This window comes from Bartonella numerosa (assembly GCF_037070845.1).
Lineage (GTDB): Bacteria > Pseudomonadota > Alphaproteobacteria > Rhizobiales > Rhizobiaceae > Bartonella.
Genome location: NZ_JAYMZI010000010.1, coordinates 17,630 through 38,320 on the forward strand (window position 1 = coordinate 17,630; position 20,691 = coordinate 38,320).

General features: G+C 40.5%; 20 protein-coding genes and 1 tRNA gene. 12 read left to right on the forward strand and 9 right to left on the reverse strand.

The window, feature by feature from the left end; translation table 11 throughout:
* The first annotated feature begins 55 nt into the window (after positions 1-55).
* The 4 genes from plsX (at position 56) to WCP75_RS04220 (ending at position 3,246) form a co-directional block, all read left to right on the forward strand.
* Positions 56-1,126 carry a phosphate acyltransferase PlsX gene (gene plsX / locus WCP75_RS04205; protein WP_336276996.1) on the forward strand — a complete coding sequence of 357 codons (1,071 nt, stop codon included), beginning with the start codon at positions 56-58 and terminating at the stop codon, positions 1,124-1,126.
* A 49-nt stretch (positions 1,127-1,175) separates the two neighbouring features.
* A complete protein-coding gene (locus WCP75_RS04210) occupies positions 1,176-2,150 on the forward strand; it encodes a beta-ketoacyl-ACP synthase III (RefSeq protein ID WP_336276997.1) in 975 nt (324 codons plus the stop codon).
* A gap of 75 nt (positions 2,151-2,225) precedes the next feature.
* On the forward strand, positions 2,226-2,552 hold the full coding sequence (locus WCP75_RS04215) for an integration host factor subunit alpha (RefSeq protein WP_336276998.1): 327 nt from the start codon (positions 2,226-2,228) through the stop codon (positions 2,550-2,552).
* A 190-nt stretch (positions 2,553-2,742) separates the two neighbouring features.
* Positions 2,743-3,246, forward strand: coding sequence for a MerR family transcriptional regulator (locus WCP75_RS04220; RefSeq protein ID WP_336276999.1), 504 nt, complete (start codon positions 2,743-2,745; stop codon positions 3,244-3,246).
* Between the two features lie 126 nt (positions 3,247-3,372).
* On the opposite strand, the gene thrS is transcribed toward WCP75_RS04220, so the two are convergent.
* From thrS to WCP75_RS04235, 3 genes are all read right to left on the reverse strand, one after another.
* On the reverse strand, positions 3,373-5,349 hold the full coding sequence (gene thrS / locus WCP75_RS04225; protein WP_336277000.1) for a threonine--tRNA ligase: 1,977 nt from the start codon (positions 5,347-5,349) through the stop codon (positions 3,373-3,375).
* A gap of 123 nt (positions 5,350-5,472) precedes the next feature.
* Complete coding sequence (gene yidD, locus WCP75_RS04230) at positions 5,473-5,826, reverse strand: membrane protein insertion efficiency factor YidD (protein WP_336277001.1); 354 nt, start codon at positions 5,824-5,826, stop codon at positions 5,473-5,475.
* Positions 5,786-6,256, reverse strand: a complete 471-nt coding sequence (locus WCP75_RS04235) for an iron-sulfur cluster assembly scaffold protein (protein WP_336277002.1) — start codon at positions 6,254-6,256, stop codon at positions 5,786-5,788. The genes yidD and WCP75_RS04235 overlap by 41 nt, the downstream gene beginning before the upstream one ends.
* Before the next feature lie 126 nt (positions 6,257-6,382).
* On the opposite strand from WCP75_RS04235, the gene folE reads away from it, so the two are divergent.
* The 5 genes from folE to WCP75_RS04260 all read left to right on the forward strand — a co-directional run bounded on the left by folE (position 6,383) and on the right by WCP75_RS04260 (position 10,542).
* Positions 6,383-7,000 carry a GTP cyclohydrolase I FolE gene (folE, locus tag WCP75_RS04240; RefSeq protein ID WP_336277003.1) on the forward strand — a complete coding sequence of 206 codons (618 nt, stop codon included), beginning with the start codon at positions 6,383-6,385 and terminating at the stop codon, positions 6,998-7,000.
* A 136-nt stretch (positions 7,001-7,136) separates the two neighbouring features.
* Positions 7,137-7,221 (forward strand) — tRNA-Leu (locus WCP75_RS04245).
* 170 nt (positions 7,222-7,391) lie between these two features.
* Positions 7,392-8,585 (forward strand): alpha/beta hydrolase, encoded by a 1,194-nt coding sequence (locus tag WCP75_RS04250; RefSeq protein WP_442894948.1) that lies wholly within the window; start codon positions 7,392-7,394, stop codon positions 8,583-8,585.
* A 128-nt stretch (positions 8,586-8,713) separates the two neighbouring features.
* The gene (locus WCP75_RS04255) at positions 8,714-9,217 is read left to right on the forward strand and encodes a hypothetical protein (RefSeq protein WP_336277013.1); all 504 of its coding nucleotides are present in this window, start codon (positions 8,714-8,716) and stop codon (positions 9,215-9,217) included.
* A 959-nt stretch (positions 9,218-10,176) separates the two neighbouring features.
* Positions 10,177-10,542, forward strand: a complete 366-nt coding sequence (locus WCP75_RS04260) for a response regulator (protein ID WP_336277004.1) — start codon at positions 10,177-10,179, stop codon at positions 10,540-10,542.
* A gap of 127 nt (positions 10,543-10,669) precedes the next feature.
* Here the strand turns inward: WCP75_RS04260 and rpsI are convergent, their stop codons facing one another.
* Both rpsI and rplM read right to left on the reverse strand, forming a co-directional pair.
* Positions 10,670-11,158, reverse strand: coding sequence for a 30S ribosomal protein S9 (gene rpsI, locus WCP75_RS04265; RefSeq protein ID WP_336277005.1), 489 nt, complete (start codon positions 11,156-11,158; stop codon positions 10,670-10,672).
* Positions 11,159-11,160: 2 nt separating this feature from the next.
* Positions 11,161-11,625 (reverse strand): 50S ribosomal protein L13, encoded by a 465-nt coding sequence (gene rplM / locus WCP75_RS04270; RefSeq protein WP_336277006.1) that lies wholly within the window; start codon positions 11,623-11,625, stop codon positions 11,161-11,163.
* A gap of 295 nt (positions 11,626-11,920) precedes the next feature.
* On the opposite strand from rplM, the gene recJ reads away from it, so the two are divergent.
* Complete coding sequence (gene recJ, locus WCP75_RS04275) at positions 11,921-13,714, forward strand: single-stranded-DNA-specific exonuclease RecJ (protein WP_336277007.1); 1,794 nt, start codon at positions 11,921-11,923, stop codon at positions 13,712-13,714.
* Positions 13,715-13,724: 10 nt separating this feature from the next.
* Here recJ and parE read toward each other — a convergent pair whose 3' ends face one another.
* Complete coding sequence (gene parE / locus WCP75_RS04280; RefSeq protein WP_336277008.1) at positions 13,725-15,782, reverse strand: DNA topoisomerase IV subunit B; 2,058 nt, start codon at positions 15,780-15,782, stop codon at positions 13,725-13,727.
* A 66-nt stretch (positions 15,783-15,848) separates the two neighbouring features.
* The gene (gene lipB, locus WCP75_RS04285; RefSeq protein WP_336277009.1) at positions 15,849-16,586 is read right to left on the reverse strand and encodes a lipoyl(octanoyl) transferase LipB; all 738 of its coding nucleotides are present in this window, start codon (positions 16,584-16,586) and stop codon (positions 15,849-15,851) included.
* 2,134 nt (positions 16,587-18,720) lie between these two features.
* Here lipB and WCP75_RS04290 point away from each other — a divergent pair.
* Together WCP75_RS04290 and WCP75_RS04295 are read left to right on the forward strand one after the other, a co-directional pair.
* Positions 18,721-19,002, forward strand: coding sequence for a type II toxin-antitoxin system RelE/ParE family toxin (locus WCP75_RS04290; RefSeq protein ID WP_208441689.1), 282 nt, complete (start codon positions 18,721-18,723; stop codon positions 19,000-19,002).
* Positions 19,003-19,018: 16 nt separating this feature from the next.
* Entirely contained in the window at positions 19,019-19,318 is a 300-nt protein-coding gene (locus WCP75_RS04295; RefSeq protein WP_336277010.1) for a HigA family addiction module antitoxin, read from the forward strand.
* 55 nt (positions 19,319-19,373) lie between these two features.
* On the opposite strand, the gene WCP75_RS04300 is transcribed toward WCP75_RS04295, so the two are convergent.
* Together WCP75_RS04300 and WCP75_RS04305 are read right to left on the reverse strand one after the other, a co-directional pair.
* A complete protein-coding gene (locus WCP75_RS04300) occupies positions 19,374-20,411 on the reverse strand; it encodes a tyrosine-type recombinase/integrase (protein ID WP_336277011.1) in 1,038 nt (345 codons plus the stop codon).
* A 2-nt stretch (positions 20,412-20,413) separates the two neighbouring features.
* Entirely contained in the window at positions 20,414-20,665 is a 252-nt protein-coding gene (locus tag WCP75_RS04305) for a hypothetical protein (protein ID WP_336277014.1), read from the reverse strand.
* Positions 20,666-20,691 lie beyond the last annotated feature (26 nt).

A 20,691-nucleotide genomic window follows, 5' to 3' on the forward strand; every position in this document is an offset into this window, starting at 1 on the left:
TAAGGAATCGCAATATGAGCTTAGAGATGTAAATTGAAATGTGGGATATGCGAGAGTGATTAGAATTTCCGTGGATGCAATGGGTGGTGATCATGGTCCAGAGGTAACCATTGCAGGGGCGTCGATTGTACAAAAGTATTTACCGAATGTCTATTTCCTGTTTTATGGGTTAGAGGAGGCTGTTAAACCGGTTTTGGAAAAATATCCTCATTTGGCTTCTGCATCTTGTTTCTTCCCTACAGAAAGTTATACGCGTATGGATGAGAAGCCAAGTCAAGCGCTTCGCATTGGGCGCGGTAAATCGTCAATGTGGCATGCGATTGAAGCTGTAAAAAATGGTGCAGCTGATGCTTGTGTTTCTGCGGGTAACACCGGGGCTCTCATGGCAATGTCTTATTTTTGTTTGAAAATGATGGCCGAGGCTGAGCGTCCTGGAATTGCGGGTATTTGGCCGACACTGCGAAGCGAGAGCATTGTTTTAGATATTGGTGCAACGATTGGCGCATCTGCGGGTCAGCTTGTTGATTTAGCTGTTATGGGAGCAGGGATGTTTCGTGCCTTGTATGATGTTGAAAAACCAAGTGTTGGACTTTTGAATGTGGGTGTTGAAGAAGTTAAAGGCCTTTATGCGATTAAAAAGGCGGGAATGGTATTACGCAAAGTTCAATTGGAAGGCTTAGAATATAAAGGATTTGTTGAAGGCAATGACATTGGAAAAGGGACGGTGGATGTTGTTGTGACAGAAGGCTTTTCTGGTAATATTGCCCTAAAAACGGCAGAAGGGACCGCGAGGCAGATGGGGGAGATCTTAAACACTGCTATGCGCAGTTCCCTTTTTTCATGCTTTGGCTACTTTTTATCGCGGAGTGCTTTCCGGACGTTGAAGCATAAAATGGACCCCGACAGAGTTAATGGCGGGGTACTTTTAGGTTTAAACGGTGTTGTCATAAAGAGTCACGGAAGCACTACGGCGCACGGATTCGCTTCTGCAATACGCGTCGGCTATGAAATGGTCAACAACGGACTCTTGGAAAAGATAACCGCTGATTTACGGCGATTTCATGAAAATAAAGAAATATTTTTTGATGAAGATACTGAAATAAAAATCAATGAGGATGGCTTATGAATAGCATTTGTAATGCAGGTGGAAAAATTCAAAAGAAGGCTGGAGTCTTATGATTCGATCGGTTGTACGTGGCGTGGGGAGTGCCTTGCCGAAAAAGAGCTTGTCGAATGATGAGATTGCGGAATTTGTTGATACATCGGATTCATGGATCGTGCAACGTACAGGGATACGTCAGCGTTATATTGCTGATGAAAATGAGACGACAGTTTCTCTGGGAGTAGAAGCTGCGCAAACTGCGCTCATAAATGCCGGTTTGGCGATAGAAGATATTGATTGTATTATTTTGGCAACCTCAACGCCAAATCGTACTTTTCCTGCTTCTGCCGTTGAAATTCAGCATGCTTTAGGAATGAAACATGGATTTGCTTTCGATCTTCAAGCGGTTTGCTCTGGTTTTGTTTTTGCTTTAACGACGGGAGATGCTTATTTACGCTGCGGGGCAGCCAAAAGGATTTTGGTCATCGGGTCTGAAACATTTTCTCGAATTTTAGATTGGAAAGATCGCACGACGTGTGTTTTATTCGGTGATGGCGCGGGTGCTGCTGTTTTGGAAGCTCAAAAAATAGATAGTGGTTTTGCCTTTGATCGTGGCATATTATCTGCTAAATTGCGTTCTGATGGTGCATACGTGGATAAATTGTACGTTGACGGTGGTCCTTCAACGACGCAGACAGCGGGTCATTTACGCATGGAAGGGCGAGAGGTTTTCAAATATGCAGTTGGCATGATCACCGGTGTAGTCGATGATTGTTTTGCGGCTGCTGGTGTAGATTCTTCGCGATTGGACTGGTTTGTTCCCCATCAGGCGAATAGGCGCATTATTGAAGCATCGGCAAGAAAACTCGGAATTTCCGCTGAAAAGGTTGTGATCACTGTCGATAAGCATGGCAATACGTCTGCAGCATCGGTACCACTAGCTCTAACGGAGGCTGTTTATGATGGAAGAATAAAAAAAGGAGATCTTGTTATGTTGGAGTCCATGGGAGGCGGGTTTACATGGGGAGCAGTGCTCATTCGTTGGTAGATTATAGTCGCTTGACCATGTTTAAATAAAACGTATAAGTCCTTTGTAATTTTTAATTTTGGATGGGTGGTTATAATGACAAGTAAAACGGTAACGCGTGCAGATTTAGCGAGCGTGGTTTGTGGAAGGGTAGGCTTGTCGCATAGTGAATCTGCAGCTTTGGTAGAGTTGGTTTTGGATGAAATTTGCAATTCACTCATAAAGGGTGAAGCTGTGAAGTTATCCTCTTTTGCAACTTTTCAGGTTCGTAGTAAAAATAAACGTATTGGGCGAAACCCAAAGACCGGCGTTGAAGCGCCTATTCCACCGCGGAGGGTTGTGACATTTAAAGCTGCGAACGTACTTAAACAAAGAATTTTAGATTCACATCGCGCTAGGCAGCAAAAAATATCGCATGAATAAAGATGATGGGCGGCGTACAGTATTCATCTAAGAAAGCTGTATGAAGTAGGTGTTTAGGTTCTGTTTTGTATACGGAACTTTTCGGTTCTTTTGCGGTCGGGTGGAGGTTTATTTTCATCCTGTGTCATCAAAAAACAAAAATTGATCAATAGTCGTTGGGCTGTTTGCGTAATTAATGGGGTAGTAAAAAATGGAAAAGAGCTCTGATGCTTTTCGCACAATTAGTGAAGTGGCTGAGTTGTTGGGGCTTCCGCAGCATGTTTTAAGATTCTGGGAAACGCGTTTTACGCAAATAAAGCCAATGAAGCGCGGCGGTGGGAGGCGTTATTATCGCCCAGCTGACATTGGTTTGCTCAATGGTATTAAGAAGCTGCTTTATGATCAAGGTTATACTATAAAAGGTGCGCAGCGTCTTTTAAAAGAAAATGGGATCGCATTTGTTGTTGCGTTTGGTAATGGCGACCTTGATGCGATGAATGTTGTGATAGATAAAAAACACGCGGGACAGACGTCTGAAACTGACTATAATAAGTCTAAAAAATCTCCCTTCGGACTTTTGGGTTTTATAAAGAGTGAGGGGGAATCTTCTGTTGGCGCTGTTGATTCTCGTAAAGAAAAGACCGATAAAGAATTGTTACAGGAGACGTTATTTGAATTAATTGAATGTAAACGCGTGCTCGACAGAGTGCGGTGACGTTGGTGAATTTTTTAGTATTTTTCATTTATGATAACGAATTGACCATCGTACGGGAAGTGTGATGTAGAGGAAGGATGGAGAACGCTACTTTCTCATTAATTCTTAGTCTGTTATACACGTTCTTTAGCTATCGATTAGGCGTTTCAAGTCTGGGGGTGTTGCTTCTTTTGAAAGTATTTCGATCACTTCCTCGACAGGTAGAGAAATTTGGTCTGTGCTTCCTAAGCGGCGCACGTTCGCGCTGTTTGTCTCGGATTCGCGTTTGCCACATATTAAAATTACAGGGATTTTTTGCAGAGAGTGTTCGCGTATTTTGTAGTTAATTTTTTCATTACGGATATCTGAGGTTGCTGAAAGTCCAGCTGCCCTGAGCTTGGCTGTTATTTTTTGCGCGTGTTCATTTGCTTCTGATGTAATTGCTGCGACAACAACTTGCTCAGGCGCGATCCAAAGGGGCATATGTCCAGCAAAATTTTCGATTAATATACCGAGGAAACGTTCCATTGATCCAAAAATAGCGCGATGAATCATGACAGGTTGGCGTTTTTCCGAATTTTTATCGATATAGAATGCACTAAAGCGCTCGGGAAGATTAAAATCTACTTGTGTTGTTCCACATTGCCATTCTCGACCGATGGCGTCTTTAAGTGTATATTCGAACTTCGGTCCATAAAATGCACCTTCTCCTGGCAGGATGCTCGTTTTAATTTTCCCCGAAAATTTTCCCTCGATGGTTTTGAGAACAGACATCATAATACACTCTGCATGATCCCACAGTGCGTCAGACCCAACGCGTTTTTCTGGGCGTGTTGAAAGTTTGAGGCTAATTTCGTTAAAACCGAAATCGGCATAAGTTGATAAGATCAAATCATTAATTTTAAGGCATTCATCAGCTAATTGCTCATCCGTGCAAAAAATATGTGCATCATCTTGCGTGAAGCTGCGCACGCGCATGAGACCGTGTAATGATCCTGAAGGTTCATAGCGATGAACAAGACCAAATTCGGCAAGTCTAATAGGAAGATCGCGGTAAGATTTTAGACCATGCTTAAAAATTTGCACATGACCGGGACAATTCATCGGTTTAATAGCATAAACAGATTTATCGTTCCAATCATCATCTGCTGGAATGGCTTTAAACATATTCTCCTTATACCATTCCCAATGGCCAGATAATTCCCAAAGTGATTTGTCGAGTACTTGTGGTGCATTAACCTCAGCGTATTGATGGTCGTCGAGGCGCCTGCGCATATAGCTGATTAAATTTTGGAACATTTTCCAGCCTTTCTTGTGCCAAAAAATCATTCCTGGTCCTTCTTCTTGAAAATGAAATAAGTCCATCTCACGTCCTAGACGGCGGTGATCGCGTTTTTCAGCTTCCTCTAACATGTGCAAATAAGCTTTTAGGTCGTCTTCATTAGCAAATGCTGTGCCATAAATTCTTGTTAGCATCGGCCTATTAGCATCTCCACGCCAATAGGCTCCGGCGACTTTCATTAGTTTGAAGGCATGTCCGATTTGCCCCGTAGATTGCATATGTGGACCACGGCAAAGGTCAAACCAGTCACCTTGATAATAGATTTTTAGATTTTGATCTTCAGGGATGCCGTCGATGAGCTCAACTTTATAAAGTTCATTCTTTTCCAAAAAAACTTTTTTAGCTTTTTCACGAGACCAAATTTCTTTTCTAAAAGACTCATTACGTTTAATAATTTCGCGCATTTTTCTTTCAATGACGGCGAGATCATCCAATGTGAAGGGTTGGTGACGCGCAAAATCATAATAGAAGCCGTTTTCAATAACAGGGCCGATTGTCACTTGTGTTTCGGGAAAAAGCTCTTGTACTGCTTCGGCTAAAACGTGTGCGCAATCATGACGTATCACCTCGAGAGCGCGTGGGTCTTCGCGGGTGATGATTTCTACTTGTCCAGATTCTTCCAATGGATCTGATAGGTCTCTGGGTGCTCCATTAAGGTTGTAAAAAACTGCCTTTTTAGCAAGCGATTTAGAAATGGATGCAGCCAATTCTAAACCGGTCATCGTGGCGGGGTAGTCACGTTTTGAACCGTCGGGAAAAGAAAGAGAAACAGAGCGAGACATAAAAAAAACCTCTTGTCCAGATTCCGAGAATGATTGCGGATAGTTTCGCAAACAAATTAATGCCAATTAATTCTAGGCTAAATAGGTAGTTTTTCTACCAATTTGCTTAAAGGAAGGAAAGGGTTATTTGTCATTTTTGGCGGAAATTTTCCAATAGCGCCAAGGTGCGTAAAAACGGTAAAATTTTTTAAGGGAGGTAGGCACAGGGTCGAACCCGTGAGTTCCAAATGGACCGCATCGTATAATGCGAAAAATTCCCATCCAAGCGCCAGCCCACAGTCCGTGTCGTGCAATGGCTTCGTAGGCGTATTCTGAGCAAGTTGGCGCATGACGACATTGGTTGCCTATGAGACTGGAGAGCGTTATTTGATAAAGACGTATTAATGAAATACCAAGTAGTCGCCCGGGGGTTTTACGCCAAGGTCCTTCGTAATTTCTAGTTTGTTTTTTGTTTTTTCGAAAGTTCTGTTTGCGCATTTGTTTTTTCTTCAATCTGTTTAATACAATCTACGACTGCATCAAATGATAGCATGATTGATGCGTGGCGTGCTTTGTGATCTTTAATGGGTTGCAAGCAGGAAAATTTTTCAAATGGGGCTGTTGGAGGATGTCCGTTCTTTGTCAGCATATTGTAAATAGTTTCACGTAGCACTTTAAGATTCTGCGTTTTTTCTCCAATGATATGATTTGCCAAAAGCGAAGCTGAAGCTTGACCTAATGCACATGCACGGACTTCATGAGCAAAGTCTGTCACGATATCATTTTTTATTTTTAAGTCTACTGTCACTATCGATCCGCAAAGGCGTGCGTGTTTTGTTGATGTTGCATCTGGATTATTGAGACGCCCAATTTTGTCTATACGAGCGGCATATCCGAGTATTTTGTCACTATAGATGTCACCAATCATTGTGCTATTGCCTAAAATCTTGGGAGCTGTAATTGTTTGAGCTTTTAATTAGATTATATAGAGATTATACAGGGTTAAATGGGTGCGTGGCAAACACTTTGTATACTGAAGGCTTGGAGTTTTTAGATGTATGATATTAAAGGAGGTACAGAAGGCCTACCTTCACGTGGGGGAGAGAGTCCTAGTTTTGAAGAAGTTGAAGCGGCGGTTTGCACATTGCTGTCGTGGATAGGGGAAGATCCAGGACGAGAGGGGCTCGTGGAAACTCCAAAGCGTGTGGCTAGGGCGTATCGCGAGCTTTTCGCTGGTTATAGTGAGTCGGTTGAAGAAATTTTGAGTACGGTCTTTGAGGAAGTCTCAGGATACAAAGAAGCGATAATATTGAAAGACATTGCTTTTTATTCTCACTGTGAACATCATATGATTCCGATTGTTGGAAGGGCCCATATTGCTTACCTTCCTGAGACAAGGGTTGTCGGTCTTTCAAAAATTGCACGTATCGTGGATGTTTTTTCCCGTCGTTTACAGACGCAAGAGGCCATGACGGCTCAAATAGCCGATGCTTTGGAAAAGTATTTAAGCCCTCGTGGCGTTGCAGTTTCGGTTGAAGCTGAGCATATGTGCATGGTGATGAGAGGAATACAAAAGCAGGGGGCTAAAACGGTTACAACGAGTTTTCGTGGGTATTACGAAAAAAACCAAGCAGTGCAGGATAATTTTATGATGACAGTCAATAAATTATAGTGGATTTCGCGTTTTCATAGCTTTGTGATTTTGTGTTTATAATTTCTCGGTGAATAAATAATAAGAAGGAAAAAAAATGATCTTGTACAGTGCTTTGTGATATGCTAGAACTGCGCGGTGTTTAGCTTAGCCGTGTGCGGTCGTGGCGGAATTGGTAGACGCGCAGCGTTGAGGTCGCTGTGGGGCGACCCGTGGGAGTTCGAGTCTTCTCGACCGCACCATTTTCGCAGTTTTTATCAGAGAAATGAGGGTGCAACGTGCGTTCTGGAGGTTATTTCCTTCGGAATCGTTGTTTGTTGGTGTGTTTGGAGAATTTCGTCTCAGGTTTTTGAAGGTTTTGTTTTTGTGAACCTAGGGGTGCGGTTCTGCTCGTCATCTGTTGGATTTAGCGATTGTTGGTGTGGAAGGTGCGGTGTTTTTTAGGTTCTTGATACTATCTGTTTGCGTTGTGGCGCTTGAAGCGTGCGGAGTGCCGCGCGCTGTGCTTTGGCGTGGAGTGCATGCGACTCCGTCTATGATTGCTGTACAAAGAGAGGTTGAGGGCGAGCCGGTTCCTCCGAAGTCCATTGTTCCGGTATATGTTGCAACGAGTCGTATGATGCAGGACGATTATTCTCAACCTTATGGCGCAAGGCGATCAAACGAAGTGCACTATAATCGGGTTGACGTGGGGATTCCTCAGCAACATAGGAGAGGATTTGTTGAAACGAATTCGTATAAGCCTACTCATGATAAGTATTTTGCTGCAGTAGCGCTGAAAAAGTATGATAATAAAGAACAGTTCAAGAAAGAGTTAAATGCCGTTCTGGCGGCAAAGCAAAAAGGAAAAAGGGAGATTTTCCTTTTTATTCATGGTTATAATAACAATTTTGCTGATGGTACGTTCCGTGCGGCTCAGTTTACTTATGATTATTCTCTGGATGTTGTTACTGTGCATTATTCGTGGCCTTCTGCTGGATCGGTTCCTCTTTATATTTACGATCGCGATAGTGCCAATTTTGCGCGGGATGGATTGATAGAGCTTTTGGTGCTTATCAGCGAAACCAATGCTGAGCAAATTTCGGTTATTGCTCATTCTATGGGAAATTTTGTTACGATGGAGGCGTTTAGGACTTTGGCGCTGCAGGGGAGGTATAAACCAATCCGTCGTATAACAAGTCTTTTAATGGCTGCTCCGGATATTGATGTTGATGTGTTTGAGCGTCAATTGAATGATATAAAAAAACTGCCTAAGCCGACAGCTATTTTGGTGTCACGCGCAGACAAAGCTCTCGCTGTTTCGGGGCGTTTGACAGGTGGGCATCCTCGTGTCGGAGATGGTTCAGATATTGATATGCTGCGTAAAAATGGGATAGCTGTTTTTGATCTCTCTAATGTTGATGGCGGTACGCATAATGTATTTGCATCTTCTCCGACGTTGATGGCACTTTCTCGAGATGGCTCCTTGGCTTCAGCGATTATGCAGGGTACTGAGATGACACCAAGTCAAGCGTTGCTCGCCGATAGCAGTACCGTTTTAGAGAAAACGACACATATCATATTTTATGCACCCTTGCGCCTTTTTTATCCGTTAGCGAGAAATTAAGTGCGAAGAAGGAAGGTTAATTCTTAATATGAACATATTTAAGGCAGCATTTTAGCACTTTCTTTAGAATAGTTTTATAATATTGAAGAAGTAGCGGGATGAATTTAGGAAACCTATCAAGGTGTATGATGATTGCGCAAAAACGTTATACTAATGCGTCTGCATTGTTAGTGGGTTATTTGTCCCATTCTGCGATGAAATTATTAGATATTCATGCTCTTCTTTTGAAAGCTAGAAAAGGTAATGTGAGAGGGGAGGCAGATTCATTGCGGAAGATTGATTCTGCTAAAAGACAGCTAGATGAAATAAGCCGTGCTCTTATTTTAGAATATCATAGATGCCGAGAAAATGAGCTGTTCTTAAAGGAGGTTTTGGTATCGATTTCCGATCAGCTTTTTTCTCTCAATAATGACTTTAAGGAAACTGGCCGCCTTTTTTTTCAAGAAATTAGGATGCTACAATCCCAGATGCAATGTTTTCTCAAAGGTACAGGAAGTTCGCATTTATTCAATGATCGGGAATATCTATCTTCTCCTTCAAAAATTGATGAAATTATTAGGCAGTTGCGGAAGACGCAAAGGGATCTCATTGATGAAAACCCTCATCTTTTTGAAAAAGAATGCTCGGAATAACGTAAAAACGATGAGCAGTAAAAAAGGTGGATAATTGTCTTTGGGTGTATTTGCTCATTTTTTGTTTTTTACCTCTTATGGTTTAAGAAGCTGCTGTGTAGTATAATTGCACTGTACGCATTATGATCTATTCGATAATAGCAATATTGGTCAGTGAAATAGTCACAAATTTTCGGAATTGTGTAGTTAAGGACGTTGCTGTTGCAAGGTTGACGGAGAGCTAGGGTAAGGTAAAGTGTACACGAGTGCTATTTTTGTTTAGCTAACAAAAAGATGCAAAGCAAGTTGGATAAGTTGGTTATGATTTTGTTCAATTATTATATAATGAAAATAAGAAAATCATAGCTTCTTAGACATAGAGGTTTTTATCTTTAGAATTTTTAGTTAGGTAAATAATTGCTTAGTTTTTTATTGTGTAACATAGATATAATGTAATCTTATTTGTATAGTAGTCTTTCATATTATAAAGAGCATAAAACTAATTAATATAATTATATTTTAAAATATGATTTATTTTATACTTTAATTACTACTTTTGTGATTTTTATTTTTAATAAAATAATATAAATCTTTATATAATCAAATATTAAAAATAAAAAACATCTTCTTGACTATAACAACTCATTTATAGTGAAACTGAAAATAACACAATTAAGCAAGTTGATTTTTTGCAGCAGAAATCAACCATTATGGTTGTTTTATTTTGCACATTTTTGTATAGAATACAAAGCGTTATTCAAAAACATACAAATTTAGTGCTAAAACATAAAAAATATGTTATAATCGTACCTTTAGCGGATATTTTGTGTTTAACTTCGAGAAACCATATCACAACAACTCCAGTGTGAAAAATTCTACCTTAGGTTGTTTATTCTTAGTAATTTGCAATTTTTTTACTATTTTATTTGCGAAGATGTGGTGCATTTGGGCTTGTGTAAGAAGAGCATAGGGTTGTTTTGATGATGAAAAAAGTCATGATCGTGGAAGATAATGAGCTTAATATGAAATTATTCCGTGATCTTGTAGAAGCGAGTGGCTATGAAACTGTTGAGACGCGTAACGGTCTCCTGGCGTTGGATCTCGCTCGTTCATCTATGCCCTCTCTCATTCTTATGGATATTCAGCTACCTGAAGTATCGGGTATTGATGTTATTAAGCAACTAAAAGAAGATGAAGAACTAAAATTGATTCCTATCGTCGCTGTAACAGCTTTTGCTATGAAAGGGGATGAGGAAAAAATTCGTGCAAGCGGGTGTGAAGAGTATATGTCAAAGCCCATCTCTGTCCCTCATTTCATTAAGATGATAAAGCGCTTTTTGGACTGAAATATCGCGTTCTCTCTCAAAATAATGAGCAGAGTATTAGAAGTGTGTTTTCGTTTTCAGTAATCACAAAGGCGCCAAAAAAACTCCGCAAGGGGCGGAGTCTCGTTCGTTTGTTTGGAAATTGAAATCAGCGTTTTGAGAATTGGAAAGAACGGCGCGCTTTTGCTTTACCGTATTTTTTACGTTCAACAACACGACTATCACGTGTTAGGAATCCGCCTTTTTTCAAAATTTTGTGAAGTTCCGGTTCAAAGTAGGTCAGAGCTTTTGAGATACCATGGCGTACTGCTCCCGCTTGTCCTGAGAGACCACCTCCTGCAACAGTTGCAACAATGTCAAATTGTGTCTCTCTTTGGGTCGCCACTATCGGCTGACGAAGTATCATTCGAAGAACAGAACGAGCAAAATATTTGTCAAAATTTTTATCATTTACGGTAATTTTTCCCGAACCTGGTTTAATCCACACACGGGCGACAGCGTTTTTACGCTTTCCTGTTGCATAAGCGCGTCCCTGCGAATCAAGCTTTTGCACGCGCACGGGAGTGATCTCATTAACTTCTGCAACATTTGTGTTTGCTACTGCGCTGAGTTCAGAAAGAGAATTAATTTCGACCATAATTAAGCAATCCTTTTGTTTTTGCGGTTCAGAACACCAACGTCAAGAGACTCGGGCTGTTGTGCCACATGCGGGTGTTGGTCCCCAGCATAAACGCGTAGATTCTTTAATTGGCGGCGACCGAGCGGTCCACGAGGAATCATTCGTTCTACAGCTTTTTCGATAACCCGCTCAGGGAAACGCCCTTCAAGAATTTGACGAGCTGTACGCTCTTTAATTCCACCAATGTAGCCAGTATGCCAATAGTATTTCTTATCTGTATATTTTTTGCCTGTAAGAGCTATTTTGTCTGCATTGATTACAATAACATTGTCGCCATCATCAACATGTGGCGTAAACGTGGCTTTATGTTTGCCACGCAAGCGATTTGCAACGAATGTGGCAAGACGACCCAAAACAAGGTTTTCTGCGTCAATAATAACCCACTTTTTTACCACTTCAGTTGGCTTTTGTGAAAAAGTTGCCATAGAAGTATCCTTCACTAAAACCCTTTTGTATGAGGGCGCTTTCTGTTTCTTCGCGTCAAAAACCGCAACAAGGCGGAATATTTAACGCACATTCTTCTGTTTGATATAATTTCTTTTAATTTGCGTCAAGAGGAAATAAAAACTGGATAAACAGTGTGTTATGGATGTGGTATTATAATACTTTATGTTCGTTGCTATTTGTTTGCTTCTTAAATAATGATGAATATTTTCGTAGAGTTCTTTATCTTTAATTATTAATTGTATTTTATCACTTTTCATTATAGAATGGGCGGTCATGCGGCGATCCCCTTATTTTCTTGGTGTTGAATCTTCTGCTTGCGGTCAGGCGTGGGTTGATGCTCTCGACCTTGAAAAGACGAGCAATGCTTGTGCAATTTCGCAGAAATTTGGTTTTCCAGATCAGCTGGCGCGGGTTCTTTCGGCGAGAGATGTGGATGAATCAGAAGCTGTTGCGTTTACAAATCCAACGCTGCGTTCTTTAATGCCCGATCCAAAAAAAATCTTGGATATGCAATGTGCAGCAGAGCGCATAGTTAGTGCCATTATCAATAAAGAAAGAGTTGCTGTTTTTGGTGATTATGATGTTGATGGTGCCTGTTCTTCGGCGATTATTGCGCGTTTTTTACGCCATTTTAATATAGAGGTAAAAATTTACATCCCTGACCGCATTATCGAAGGATACGGACCGAATGAACAGGCGATGAAAATGCTTGTACAAGAGGGAGCTCGTTTAATTATCACGGTTGATTGTGGTGCGAACAGCCCAGATGCAGTGAAAGCGGTAAGGCTTGCGGGTGCTGATGTTGTGGTTTTAGATCATCATCAAATGACGGAAGTTCATAGAGAAGCTATCGCCCTTGTTAATCCTAATCGTCCGGATGATTTTTCTGAACAAGGGCATTTATGTGCTGCTGGCGTTGTGTTTGTCACGTTGGCATGGGTTAATCACTTATTGCGAAGAACAAAATACGAAGGAAAACTTCCCGATCTTTTGACTATGCTTGATCTTGTTGCATTAGCTACAATATGTGATGTCGTTCCTTTGCGGGGTGTTAATCGTGCTTTTGTGGTTAAGGGGTTACAAGTTGCTCGTTCAATGTATAATCCAGGGATAGCGGCTTTAGCAAGGGTTGCACGTATAGGTGAGCCACTTAATAGTTTTCATTTAGGTTTTTTATTAGGTCCTAGAATTAATGCTGGAGGTCGGATCGGAGATCCGGCTTTGGGGGCGCGTTTGCTTAGCTGTGACGATAAAGAAGAATCTGAAAAAATAGCAAAACAATTGGATCATCTTAATCAAGAACGTCAAAAAATGGAAGAAATGCAGTTAACGCAAGCAGAGGCTTATGTGGATTCTCTTTATCTAAGTGGACAAGTGCCATCATCTCTTGTGATAGCACATAAGGAATGGCATCCGGGTATTGTAGGTATTCTGGCATCTCGCTTAAAAGAGCGTTTTTTTTGTCCTGTTTTTGCAATTGCTTTGAAAGCAGATGGGAGTGGTACAGGATCAGGGAGATCAATCAGCGGAATAGATTTAGGTGCACTTGTCCGTGAAGCTGTTACGCTAAATTTATTGGAAAATGGTGGGGGACATAGTATGGCGGCTGGTGTCACGGTTGATGTAACGAAAATAGAAGTTTTTCGAGAATGGCTAGAAAAAAAAGTTTCTCTAATGGTTTCTGAGTTGCGTGCTAAAAAATTCCTTAGTATAGACGGCTGTCTTTCTGCTTCTGGTGCCAACAAAGATCTTTTTGATATGGTTGAAAAAGCAGGTCCGTTTGGTTCAGGAAATGCCACTCCCATTTTTGTTTTGCCTTCCCATAGGTTAGTGAGTTTGTGTGAGGTTGGGAAGGGGCATCTTCGCCTTGTTATTTCTAGTATTGAAGGAAAAAAAATACAAGGAATAGCCTTCCGTGCAGTGGGAACACCGCTTGGTCATTTTCTTTCTAAAAATATAGGAGAGTTAGTCCATTTTGCTGGTAATCTTAGCCTGAATTATTGGAACGGAGCTGTTAACTCACAGCTGCGAGTTATTGACGCTGCTGCAGCAATTGGAGGGGGATGATCTTTAAAGGTTAGATGTTTATATTAGAGGCAAAAGAGGAGTTTTCTTGTATGAACTGAAATCGCGCTTCTGGCTTCGTTCCCATTAAATTTTCTACTGTATCTTTGGTTTCTTTCATTTTTATCGAATCAATTGAAATGCGCAGAAGCGTGCGTTTTTGGGGGTTCATGGTTGTTTCTTTGAGCTGTTCAGCGCGCATTTCACCAAGTCCTTTAAAACGCCCAATTTCGATTTTAGCTCTCTTAGTAAACTCTGTCTTTAGCAATTCATCTTTGTGAGAGTCGTCGCGTGCATAAACGACCTTTCCTCCTTGCGAGATTCTATAAAGAGGGGGAACGGCGAGGTATAAATGGCCTTGATGGATGAGATCAGGTATCTCTTGGAAAAAGAAGGTCATTAATAATGAAGCGATATGGGCACCATCAACATCCGCGTCTGTCATAATGATGATACGCTCATATCTGAGATCTTCTTCGCGATATTTAGAGCGTGTTCCGCATCCGAGAGCAAGTATAAGGTCGCCGATTGTTTGACTCGAGTTCATTTTTTCTCGCGCGGCACTGGCTACATTTAAAATCTTACCACGAAGAGGCAGGACCGCTTGATTTGCTCTGTTTCGTGCTTGTTTAGCGGAACCACCCGCAGAATCGCCCTCAACGATAAATAATTCAGTTCCGGAAGGGGAGCTTTGGCTACAGTCTGCCAGTTTACCTGGTAAACGCAGCTTACGCACAGCAGTTTTTCGATTTATTTCTTTGCTTTGGCGTCGTTTAACACGTTCTTCAGCCCGTTCAATGATCCAATCGAGGAGTTTAGTTGCTTCTTGCGGAGAATTTGTCAACCAGTGGTCAAAAGGATCACGTATTGCACTTTCAACAATGCGCTGAGCTTCAATTGTCGCTAATCTATCTTTAGTTTGTCCGACAAATTCAGGTTCTTTAAGAAAAACGGAGAGCACAGCGGCTGCTGAAGTCATAATATCATCAGATGTAATGATAGAAGCACGCTTGTTTCCTATTAATTCCGCATAGGATTTTAGTCCGCGCAATAGGGCTTGTCTAAATCCCAATTCGTGTGTCCCACCCTCTTTGGTAGGGATAGTGTTGCAATAGGATTGCACGCAGGGATCTCCGTCGTGCCACGCTACGGCCCATTCCACTAATCCGTGACCACTGCGCTGCTTTATTTTTCCAGAAAAAATTTCTGATGTTATCCGGTATTCATTTTTCAATGATGACAATAAATAATCTTTAAGCCCATCTGGAAAATAAAAAACAGCTTTTGGGGGGATGTTTTTTGTGCCTGAAAGCAAGGCAGGATCGCAATCCCAGCGAATCTTTACTCCGCCAAAAAGATAGGCCTTAGAACGCGCCATTTTGTAAATTATCTCTGGATCAAAAGTGGCTTTTTCTCCAAAAATTTTATTGTCAGGATGAAAACGAACCCGTGTTCCACGTCGGTTATAAGTATCACCCAGATGTTCTAATTCAGACTGGGGTATACCACGCGAAAATCGCTGCCGGTACAACTTTCGTTCCCGTGCTACTTCAACTTCCATATCATCAGAAAGGGCATTGACGACAGAAATTCCAACTCCATGCAATCCTCCGGAAGTTTGATAGGCTTTGCCATCAAACTTTCCACCTGAATGGAGCTGTGTCATAATAACCTCAAGAGTAGATTTTTCTGGCATTTGAGGATGATTTTCAACGGGGATGCCGCGCCCATTATCCGTAACTGTTAGGTAACCATTTATGTCCAACGATACGTCAATTAAATCTGCGTAACCGGCTACGGCTTCATCCATTGCATTGTCGATAATTTCCGCAAACAAATGGTGGAGCGCTTTGCTATCCGTCCCGCCTATATACATTCCCGGACGCAAGCGCACAGGCTCTAGGCCTTCAAGTATTCGGATGGAGTGAGCACTGTAGCTATCTTTCTGTATCTCTTTTTTTGAAGATACCATTTCCGTACTTTCTGGGATTTTCAATTCCGTTTCTTTTGCCTTTATTTGAGATTGGGGTTCATCAAAAATGCTGAAAAGATCCCTTTTATCATTGCTCATGGCGTTCGACCATCATCCTAATTAAAACGAGCTTTATGCCTGTTTTTTATTGAAAAATCAATGCACTCAGGAAACATTAATTGTTGGACCAAAAAGCTCTTCGAATATTTTTTTTAAAGCAATATCAACATCATGCATTGCTACAGAAAAACCTAAATCAACAAAACTAGTTACACCATGACCTGCAATTCCACAGGGAACGATGCCTGAATAATGCATTAAATTAGGGTTAATATTTATGGAGATTCCGTGGAAGCTTACCCATTTGCGTACCCGTATACCAATGGCGGCAATCTTGTCTTCACGAAAAAATTTATTTTGCGTAGATGGATATTCAGGCCGTTTTATCCAGACGCCAACTCGATTCTCTCGGCGTTCGCCTCTGATATCAAAATTTGCAAGCATTTGTATGATCCATTCTTCTAATACACTGATAAAAGCGCGTATGTCTTGTTTTCTACGTTTAAGATCAAGCATAACATAAAGGATACGTTGTCCCGGTCCGTGGTATGTGAATTCTCCACCACGACCAGCATCATAGACAGGAAATAAATCAGGTGACAAAAGGTCCTTTTTGTTTGCACTCGTACCCGCTGTATAAAGGGGGGGATGCTCAAGGAGCCAGACCTGTTCACGCGCAGTTTTCATAAAGATACCTTCTACACGTTTTTGCATATAGTCTAGTGCTTCAAGGTATGCGACCGGGTTGTTACTTATTTTCCACTCAACAGGAGAGCTATTATGCATCATTTTGAAATGATGTGGGAAATGATCACGATCAAGATGTTTTAATTTAGATATCATCGGCAAATTTGTATTGGCATAACGGCATATATTGCGATTAGTAAAAAATATCCACAAGATACAATACTGCGGGCCAGCCTACTAAAATTAAGATAAAGTAGCAATAAATTTTATATTTAAAAGTGTATTCTGTATTAGGACACTGGTTTTTCTATTTTTTTATTGTATTTTCTAAGTTCTCGTTTATTTATTGTATCTATTATTTTTCTGTCGCAGCATCTGTGGGTTGAGCGATGAATCGGCGTCGTTGTTATCAATTCATTTCGTAGTTATTTTTGCAATTGTAAAAAATTGATAGGGCAGCGGGCTGGCTTGAAAGCATGGAAGTAGGAAAGTAGCGTCCGAAATTTTAGTTTTTATAAATTAGCTTTGCATTATAATTTATATGGTGAAGATAGGTTAAGAAGTCGGTATTATCGTCATTTTTGCTGTGTGTAGGCCAGTTTACGTTTCAAAAAAGGAAGGCTCTCGGAGCGTATTATCTTGGAGTGCCGTGGATATTGAAATAAATTTTGAACCGATATGAACTTTGATTTATTCAACGGATTGTTATCGTTTTAGTTAATGTTTCCTTTTTTGTCGTTTTGGGTCTGAATTAGCGTATCGTTTGCGTTTCGGTTGTGTTATCGTTGAGGTGATATGGGTGCAGCGTAAAGCCTCCTTTTATGTTGGTGCAATGATGTCATCTATGTATTGTGTTTTTTAAGCCAATGCGCAGGAAGAGTGGTTTTTTACTTCATTCAGGTATGTATGACCGCATTTCATGAAGAATACGAGGATTCTAGGCAGTGTCAAGGAAAGCGGCGATTTATATTTTAAGGACCGTAATTTTATCTAATTAATGAGAGCAGACGATTGTCAATATTTTGCGGGATTTTGATACTTAGTGGATAATCAAGTATTTGGCCGTGATGTTTGTCTAGAAGCAATGGAAAAAATATTTTCAGCCCGAATGGTCTTAGAAGTTCCTTTGGAGACTCTTTAAAATTCATTAAAAAACTGATTGGCATTGATTTTGCTAAAATCCGGGACCAAGGGCGCAGCTAACCAATTTCAAAACAATATCTTCTCTGTCTTTTCAAGATTTTTGCAAAATCATTTGGTCTGATTTTGCTCAAGCGGATGAGTCCGATTGCGGATATTTGCGATTGTTAATCTTAATTATTGCAGGTCAGGATATCTTCGATCCCATAGTACCGTCTAAAGCGATCTGGAAACGCTGTTCTGACCTGGGATGATTTTTTTAATCGAGAGCATGATTTGGTTGAGGCTATTCAAAATATCGTTTGTATACAGTTACTTATGTTGGTAATAAGCTTAAAGATTACGATACTTGTGCGGTTGTAGTTGGGGAATTCAAGATTCATGTTGGAGAAAAATTGTAACTTATAATGTGCAAAAAGGCACAAAGTAGCCAATTGTAAGGGGTGGAATTTTAGCGAGGTTTTTGCAGAAAGTGCGCAGGCAGAAGGAACGATTCGAATCTAACAAAGGGACGGGTGAAGTTCATTTTATAGCAGTTGCTATTGAGTATAGCAGCCGGTCAGTGTGCAGGTAAAAGGTGACTGCACGACTTGATTCCGGCGACCTACATCGTAATTTTCAAGTTTGTGAACTGGATAGGTGTTTAATTTGTACAGCGCCTTGTATTTCGGGTGTTAGCTTTTATGGTTAGCCGACAGCATACTTAAGTGGGTGATTAAGCAAGGGTTTCATCAAGATTGTAAAGCAAAACAGCTGTCTGTCAAATTCGTTCTAGATTGATGTTTGGACGTTCATTGGGTAGATTAAACAAAAGAACGAAGCTTCCAGAGCTTTCTCTAAAACAACACCAAAGATGAGCTTATTGGTCTGGAGCAACGCAGGAAGTTTGGTGCTTAGCAGCAAGCTAAGGATGAAAACATGATGGCGGAGGGGGTGGGAATGCCATGTTTATATAAAATCAATAAGTTATATAAAGGTAAGGGAATTTTATGGTTATTGATTTTATTAGCTTATTTTTCTGTCTATCCCGAACCTTTTTATAGATTATTTTCAATCATATTTGGATAAATATGAAACTAAATTTGGTCTTATAGAACTTGACTCTTATTTTTATTAATCGTATAGTATCGGTATACGACAAGGGGCGGTAATGGCGATTGTGAGTTTCAAACATAAGGGCTTAAAATTATTTTATACAACAGGGTCTACAAAAGCTATTCAAGCTGATCACGTAAAGAAATTACGCGTTATCTTAACGGCTTTAACAAGTGCTACTACGCCTGAAATGTTGAAAGCACCTGCCTTTAAAATGCATCCTCTTAAAGGTGAACTTACAGGATATTATTCTATATGGGTGAATGGAAATTGGCGTGTTACTTTTCGCTTTATAGGAACAGATGTGGAGCTTGTTGATTATCAAGACTACCATTGATGAAAGGAATAAAAAAATGATGCATAATCCTGCACATCCGGGTGAAGTTCTAAAAGTAGCTTTTTTGGAAGAAATGGGGCTATCAATACAGAAATTAGCTGATCACCTCCATATGACAAGAGCTTCTCTCTCAAGAGTGATTAACGGACACGCTTCTATGAGTACCGAGCTTGCGATTAAATTAGAGTTGGCTGGTTTTAGTAAAGCAAAATTTTGGTTAGATATGCAAACTAACTATAATTTATGGCAGACAATGCAACAGGCACAACCAACTATTTCTCCTCTAGTTTCTGAGGATAATCAAACACAAATTTGATTTTATTCATAATTTTTCTGGTGCTTTTCTTTGTTTTTAGCTTCTATCCATTGTTTTAGTTTTTTTGAAGTTTTTTAATTGCTTTTATTGCTAGATGTTTTCTATCGGCTGTTTTGGTATAAAGAGATGCCATTTTATCTTCAGTCCAGCCAAATAGTGCTTTCATTTGTGAAACTGTAGCACCAGCATTAGCAGCCCGTGTTGCTGCCAATTTTCTCAATCCATGGGCTGATTTTTTAATTCCTGCTTGATTACACGCTTCACGAAATAAGTTGCCAAAACTTTCTTTTACAAGCTTATTTCCACCTTTACCACAAATGAATGTTTCATCACCTACAGGACCAATTTTAAGGGTTTCTGCAAGTTCTGGTAAAATAGGAAGAAAAACATCTGTTTTAAATTGGCTCTTTTCTGTTTTGAGATGAATAATATTATCTTTAACGTCTTTCCAGCCAATGCGAACGGCATCACCACGGCGTAAGCCCGTATATAAAAGAACATCAATCCAGACGCGTTCATGGGTACCGACAGACCAATGTTGATAATATTTCTCAACATCTTCTTCTAACCATGGGCGCAATCCTTCAGTGTTAAGAGATTTTGGGGCTTTGATATTAAAAGCGGGGTTTCTGTTTAAAAGAGCATTATCAATCGCCCAATTAAAAAGACCATTTAAAGAAGTCAAAAAGTGTCTTGCTGCTGCGGGAGTATTGCGTCTTCTTTCTACGGCATCAAGAATATGTTGTTTTTCTATGCTTTTATAAGCGCGATCACCAATATGTTTAGAAATATTGTTTAGAATTCTATATTTAACTTTTTTCGTTGACCCTGATTGATTATGCCATTGCATGCTTTGTAAATACTGATGCAATAACCAATCGAAAGAGCCCTCTACAAGTCTGGTTTGTTTTGTTTTCTTGGAGGTGCCATTTTGCGCATGCTTAAGGGCAAGCATATAGCTGTCAACAAACTCTTGCGTTCCGTAAACTCCTTCAATCCTAACCCGTGGTCCATGACCAATACGGACATACCATATGATTTTACCATGGCGTGTACGTTCACGAACAAGATATGGTGGACGACGCTTTGGCATGGTTAGAATTCTATGCCGTCAACAGAGGGGCAAGAAGGGTGAGTACTACATTCTTCTTGCTCGTTTTCAAGAGGTGGAAAGTCTTCAATACTGTAAGCATTATTCCTTGTTGTTGGTGGTGATATAGTTTTATTGATATGAATTAATAACTCTCCAGTAGGCTTGATTTCCATTAGTTCGCATCCTTGTTTTTTAGCTTCTCTTAGGGCACGAGCAATGGCTGGCTGGGTTATGGTGGGAGGGCGATGTGCCATATCTGTTCTCCTAATTTTAGATACAA

Coding starts and splice junctions, on each gene's coding strand:
- WCP75_RS04210 (WP_336276997.1), top strand. CDS start 1,176: ATGATTCGATCGGTTGTACGTGGCGTGGGGAGTGCCTTGCCGAAAAAG.
- WCP75_RS04215 (WP_336276998.1), top strand. CDS start 2,226: ATGACAAGTAAAACGGTAACGCGTGCAGATTTAGCGAGCGTGGTTTGT.
- WCP75_RS04220 (WP_336276999.1), top strand. CDS start 2,743: ATGGAAAAGAGCTCTGATGCTTTTCGCACAATTAGTGAAGTGGCTGAG.
- thrS (WP_336277000.1), bottom strand. CDS start 5,349: ATGTCTCGCTCTGTTTCTCTTTCTTTTCCCGACGGTTCAAAACGTGAC.
- yidD (WP_336277001.1), bottom strand. CDS start 5,826: ATGCGCAAACAGAACTTTCGAAAAAACAAAAAACAAACTAGAAATTAC.
- WCP75_RS04235 (WP_336277002.1), bottom strand. CDS start 6,256: ATGATTGGTGACATCTATAGTGACAAAATACTCGGATATGCCGCTCGT.
- folE (WP_336277003.1), top strand. CDS start 6,383: ATGTATGATATTAAAGGAGGTACAGAAGGCCTACCTTCACGTGGGGGA.
- WCP75_RS04255 (WP_336277013.1), top strand. CDS start 8,714: ATGATTGCGCAAAAACGTTATACTAATGCGTCTGCATTGTTAGTGGGT.
- WCP75_RS04260 (WP_336277004.1), top strand. CDS start 10,177: ATGATGAAAAAAGTCATGATCGTGGAAGATAATGAGCTTAATATGAAA.
- rpsI (WP_336277005.1), bottom strand. CDS start 11,158: ATGGTCGAAATTAATTCTCTTTCTGAACTCAGCGCAGTAGCAAACACA.
- rplM (WP_336277006.1), bottom strand. CDS start 11,625: ATGGCAACTTTTTCACAAAAGCCAACTGAAGTGGTAAAAAAGTGGGTT.
- recJ (WP_336277007.1), top strand. CDS start 11,921: ATGCGGCGATCCCCTTATTTTCTTGGTGTTGAATCTTCTGCTTGCGGT.
- parE (WP_336277008.1), bottom strand. CDS start 15,782: ATGAGCAATGATAAAAGGGATCTTTTCAGCATTTTTGATGAACCCCAA.
- lipB (WP_336277009.1), bottom strand. CDS start 16,586: ATGATATCTAAATTAAAACATCTTGATCGTGATCATTTCCCACATCAT.
- WCP75_RS04290 (WP_208441689.1), top strand. CDS start 18,721: ATGGCGATTGTGAGTTTCAAACATAAGGGCTTAAAATTATTTTATACA.
- WCP75_RS04295 (WP_336277010.1), top strand. CDS start 19,019: ATGATGCATAATCCTGCACATCCGGGTGAAGTTCTAAAAGTAGCTTTT.
- WCP75_RS04300 (WP_336277011.1), bottom strand. CDS start 20,411: ATGCCAAAGCGTCGTCCACCATATCTTGTTCGTGAACGTACACGCCAT.
- WCP75_RS04305 (WP_336277014.1), bottom strand. CDS start 20,665: ATGGCACATCGCCCTCCCACCATAACCCAGCCAGCCATTGCTCGTGCC.